Raw genomic sequence first — 6,047 nt, 5'->3', positions numbered from 1 at the left:
CGCTTCGCTCCGCCGAAAAGACGACTGTACTTCGTCGAGATGCTTGCATTGAGCCTGTCGGAATTAGGGTTAAAGTTCTACAAATGATCTTTATGATCATAAAAAAGCCTCCACTCAATTAAGAATGGAGACTATGGAAATTGAAATCTTATTATTTACTGTAAATACACTTTCTCGCTAATTACACCTTCTTGCATAATCAATCTTACAATATATGTTCCGGCTTCTAAATTTAGAGGAATTCTTTTAAGTGTCGTAAATCCCAATGCTGTTTCTAACACTTTCCTTCCTTGAATATCGTAAAGCTGAACAGTAGGATTATTTAATCCATCAGGACTATTAATGATTAAATCAGATTTACTACTATATATTTGTAAATTATTATTTTCGGTATCTATATCATCTGTTCCAAGGAAGCTAAAATGCAATTTAAAACGATTTGCTGCATCAGTTGTTGAATAATCAAAAGTATATGTATCTTTCAACAAATCAGTCTTTTCGCCCGTAAAAAGATCTTCCAGAATAATGGCTGCAAAATTAGGTGCTTCCTTAACGTTTATGGTCACCCCTCGAGTACTCTCATTCATTGAGAAGCCAACCCCAATTGTAGGTGTTTGTGGTCTATTATCAATTGCCAAACGCTCATCATCAGCACCAATAAAATAAATATTTGGGATATTACGTTCGTAAGCTAAAAACTTAATTGCATCATAATCACTATCAAATTGAGGCATGGTAGCATTATTGAAAATCAAAACTGTTTCGTCAGAAATTTTACCATTGCTAGCAAACATACTAAACTGATATTCATTTTCTGCACCTGTAGAACTTTTATAAAATTCATCTTTGAATACATGCGAACGGCAGCTATTGTCAAATGTTAAGTTCACTGAACTGGAACTTGCTGTTCCTGACTTTACATGTACCCAGAAACCTTGTCCGGGAGCAATCATCTGCGTTCCACCATTAATAGAAATACGATTAGCATAATAGGCATATTGTCCATCAGGTTTAAGCGAATAAATAGCATTATCCATATCCGCAGGAATGCTAACTGTTTCCCAGTCGATACTTGAAGGATACGGATTCCCGATAAGATTAAAATTTTGATTATCGCCACTAGTTCCACTATGCGATAAAGTATAAGTATAATTACCGGTATTTATATCTCCCTCAAACACATAAGTGTCGTTGCTTGATGAAGAAGAGTTAGTGATAGTAGCATAACCTACCATTTGGCGCAGACGCACATCAGATAATAAAATATTGTTCCAGCTATCGTTAGACTCATTATAAGACATTAAATAACGGTCGAGAAAAACCTCAGAATAAGCATTACTAACCGGAGATGAAATTAAGTGCCATTTTTCAGTTGATGACATATAACGTTGTACACTAAAATCTCCATAACCACTTACCTCACCATTATCAATTAGAGAGCCGGTAACATTTTCATCAGACAAAATATTAAAATCGCCATTATTAATTAGTTTACCACCAACTGTCATCTCACCTGAAAGATAAAAATCTTGGTAGTTTATTAACATTCCTGATACATTCATAACACCATCAACTGTAATGCTGCCGTAATTTATCAAGCTTGTACTAATATCAAATTGCTTATTAAGTTGTACTTCTAAGGAAGCTCCATTGGCAATTGTTAGTTTATCAACAGCCTGATCTGATGTTAAAATCGGATAATAACCGGTTTCGGTACGATCGATTCTAACAACATCAGTACTTATTGGAACTCCACCGTTTAACCAATTTGTTGATACTGCCCAGTCTGTATTACTAACTCCCGTCCATAAATTAGTATTTACCGCATCTTCCCAGTCTGATGTAGGATCCATATTTACCAATAAACCATTTATAACATCTGCATCTATTTGTGTTACACTAAAATCATCGACATAATACAGTGGTGTTGTACCATCAAATGAGTTGGCATAAAAATCTATACAACCCAATTGATTGGTTCCACTACGGCCATCACCATTATCAATACTCCATTGCCAACTATGAATTAAACTGCTGTTTAAATAAAATGAAGCTATATCATCATCTAAATTGACAACTATTTCTACGGAAAGCCACGCATCATTGGAAAATGAAAAAGTTGCAGCATCAGTAGTCCCTTCAGCATTAACACTCCCGTTTCCAGCATCATCGAAGAAAATATCGACCGCCCATTCTGTTCCTGGAGCATCAAAATGTTCCATATTAAGATATCCGGAATTACCGGAAGGAACATATATTTCAAACTTAACCGAATGAATTCCTGTCGTTAAGTCTCCACATTTATAGATAATATCATTAGAATTTTGAATTTGCATGGAATATAATGAAGAATAAGCTTCGATACTTTTTATTTTTGCATCTTCTGATGTACCAGAACCACCACTCCATGTTTCCCAACCATCTATAGTAGAAACATAAGTATCAACACTATAGGTATCAAAATTTTCTGAGTGGCTATTAGAGCTGTAATCTCCTTTAATATTATATAAAACATTTTGATCGCCTTCGTTTAATTGATCGAAACGATAATATGCTATTAAGTTATCTTCGGTACCCCAGAGGTGATTGGTCATACTTTCTGCTATTTGGTTAGCTGTTAAAGCTCTTTTCCAAATACGGATATCATCAATTTGTCCATCAAAATAATAATTTTCATCATCATCAATATAAGAACCTATTCGGGCTTCGATAGGTAAATTACTCCAATCAATATCTCCATTACGTGTTTTAGATTCAACTAAAATACCATCGACATATAATTTCATTTCACTCCCATTATAGGTACAAGCAATATGTTGCCAGGTATCTAATGTTGGAGTAAAACGCGGATAATTAGCATCATCGTCGGCTGTACCACCAACTGTTTGTAACCACCATACAATTTCCTCACTATCTCCATCTAAAACCATTCCGTAACCGGATTCACTAGTTCCATTATTTTGCAAATTGCTAAAAACAGCTCCCCACTGACTTATTGATCTGGGATAAACCCAAGCTTCTAATGTAATTGCATTTGTAAGCTGAAGTTTATCACTCTTACCAAGTGAGACATAGTCATCAACACCATCAAAATCCAAGCTTTGGCGAAAATCATATAAAACAGTAGATGTAATCCAATTGGAATTACTCATATTATTAAGTGTACCATCATTCAGATTACCGGCAAAATCGCGTAAGTTTGTTCCATCAGCATGATCCATAGTAAAATACGCAGCCAAATTTGAACTTGATGCAATAACATCAGAACTTAACTGACGATACATATTTCCCCGTATTTCTTCTATACTTCTAGCTTCATTCCAAATTCTGAGTTCATCAATAATTCCTTCAAAATAAGTCACTGTTGAATTATCAGTTCCATCATGAAACTTAGTATTAGCAGTACGTCCAATATTTGTTCCTCCGGTATGAGCATATACTTTGGCACCATCTCCGGTGTCAAATTCAATTCCATCTAAAATTCCTGTAAACGAACCCGCCGTTGGCGTATCCGTTCCCCCTTCTAAACGAAGAGCAATATGATGCCATGTTTTTGAGAATACCAAAGCCGTAGACAACCAAGTGCCGCTCCAATTAGACTCAGCAGCATCATCATTCCATCCACCTACATAAAGATTTCTATTGTAGATATAAATATTGAATCCTCTGCTAGCATCTCCTTCTTCAAAAATCACTTGCTTCTTTGAACTATTACTCACATCCTCGCAATAAAACCAAGCTTCTATTGTTCTATCAGCGTAAGGACCTCCGGTATTTAAACTCGAGGAATTATCAATACTTACATATTCATCAACACCATTAAACTGCAAAGCATTAGGATAAAAGCTACCATCAGAAATATAAATATAACTCGACTTTGTTTCCGTGGTTGTTCCTGTGGCATTAGTTGCAGAAAGAGTAACTTCATAAGTTCCTGCAGCGTTAAAGCTTACAATTGGATTTTGAGAGTTTGAATTTCCACTTACATAAGTTATGGTATTTGGAGAAAACGACCAAGTCCAAGAAATAGGATCATTGGTTGAAGCATCGGTAAATTGTACCGATTCACCAATTTCGGGATTTACATTATCGGCATCAAAATAAACAACGGGAGCCTCTAAGGCGGCAACCGTAACATCATCAATACATACACCATATCCATAAAGTGCATTTCCTTCAAAAGCTATATAATAATCACTACTTAAATTAGGCAAATCCAATTGCTCTTCTGTCCATTCACTAATACTATTATTATAGGTTGAACCTATTTGAGTCCAACTTCCTGTTGAAGAAGTTTTATAAAATATCTTAAACTCATCCTGATCGTTAGGCCAGAGTTCGTTATAATACCAAAAAGTTAATGTTGCAGCACTAATTCCTGTAAAATCTAAAGGAGGTGTAATTAGTTTTGATTTATCTGTTCCCGAATCATAATCTCTTAAACAAGCATTATAACTACCGGTATGTGCTGTACTCGGATTAGAATCATCATTTCCGGCATAATATGCCCAATTGGCCGATCCTGAAACAACCGACTCTGTCCAATCAGATGGAGCAGCGCCTGCATCCTCAAAATCCTCAGTCCACGGAAAACTTGTAATTGGAGTTGGTGGAGTTGGTGCTGCAACAATAGTGACTTCAACATCATCAATAACAACTCCATATCCGGCTTTTGCATTTCCTTCAAAAGCAATATAATATTCCGAACTAATATTTGGTAAACTTATCGTTTTTTGTCTCCAATTTCGCTCCCTTCGTGTATACGATTCAAGTAATGTCCATGAAGACGAAGCCGATGTTTTATAATAAACTTTAAGTACATCCTGATAATTTGTTCTTCTAACTCTACGTCTCTCCATATGCATATAAAAAGTAAGTTCAGCAGAGGCTGCAGTGGAGAAATTAAGCGCCGGACTGATTAATTTTGTTTCATCACTCGATGAATCGCTATCCTTTAAACAAGCATTATATGTTCCTGAGTTAGCAGAAGCCGGTTCTGTACCTCCATTTCCGGAAATAAAGGTCCAATCCAAATTAGAACCCGAAACATAAACCTGAGACCACTCTGCAGGGATACTTCCTCCGTTTTCAAAGCCTTCCGTCCAAGGAAAACTGGTAATTTCGGCTGACTTTTTAAAACCAGAAACTTTAGGTTTTTCTATCTTTTCAAGTACAACCTCCTGCTTTTTAGTCTTTTTAGTCTCCTGCTTTTTATTAGTTGGCTCATTAGTATCAAAACCTAAAGGCTCTCCCATAACAGAGCTAACCAAAAAAAAGGCACTAATTATTAAGGGGATATATCTTTTCATTTTTTCATTTTTTTCTCTTCTATTAATAACGAATTTACTTCCGTTACAACTACCTACCAATTGTTATCTTTTAATAGACAGCATTTGATTCGTAAATGTATCTACTTATATTGTTTCTGTACAAACTGTGCTCAAAGAACTAACTCTTAAAAAAACCATATATTGAGGGGAAAATAAATCGTTGAAATTCATTTATCCTTACAATATTAAATGGTTATTGAGAAATATTTTCTTATTATTGTTCTGTCTGCCTTAAAATCAGACCTAGTTCAGTGTACTATTACAAAAATAAAGCTTAAAAAATCAGGTATCGAAATACATAAATGCAGTTATCAACAAGAGTTATTAACAATAGTTATTTCAGTCAAAAATATATTTACCTGACTATCAATTGTATAAATATTTTTAAATGAAAAATAAAACAAAAGTTATCAACATTTTTAAAGTTCACCATCTGCTCCTACTCTTGCTTTTGAGCCAAATCTCGATGGCGCAAAATCAGCAATTGATTGATAACACAAATACAAACGAGAAACAAGAAATAAAAATAGTCGGTGTTGGTGATATTATGTTAGGAACAGCCTACCCTCATAGAAAATATTTACCCCCTAATGAAGATTGCACTCCCTTATTGGAAGATGTTAAGACTTATTTACGTGAAGCCGATATAAGTTTTGCAAATCTGGAAGGCGCACTTGTCGATGGCGGAAAAATGTCGAAAAACTGCAAAGACACTTT

At 35.1% G+C, this 6,047-nt stretch carries 2 protein-coding genes; one reads left to right on the top strand and one right to left on the bottom strand.

Features of this window, described 5'->3' with window-relative positions; genetic code table 11:
* Positions 1-155 precede the first annotated feature (155 nt).
* On the bottom strand, positions 156-5,309 hold the full coding sequence (locus J7K39_01825; protein ID MCD6178618.1) for a PKD domain-containing protein: 5,154 nt from the start codon (positions 5,307-5,309) through the stop codon (positions 156-158).
* 409 nt (positions 5,310-5,718) lie between these two features.
* On the opposite strand from J7K39_01825, the gene J7K39_01820 reads away from it, so the two are divergent.
* The coding region (locus tag J7K39_01820; protein ID MCD6178617.1) for a CapA family protein at positions 5,719-6,047 on the top strand (329 nt) is incomplete at its 3' end.

The sequence above is a fragment of the Bacteroidales bacterium genome, from assembly GCA_021157585.1.
Lineage (GTDB): Bacteria > Bacteroidota > Bacteroidia > Bacteroidales > UBA12170 > UBA12170.
Note: the sequence above shows the minus strand (reverse complement) of the source record. Positions and strands in the feature narration are given on the sequence as shown.

What these genes read in the sequence shown, in the direction of transcription:
- J7K39_01825 (MCD6178618.1), bottom strand. Translation starts at nt 5,309, where the DNA reads ATGAAAAGATATATCCCCTTAATAATTAGTGCCTTTTTTTTGGTTAGC.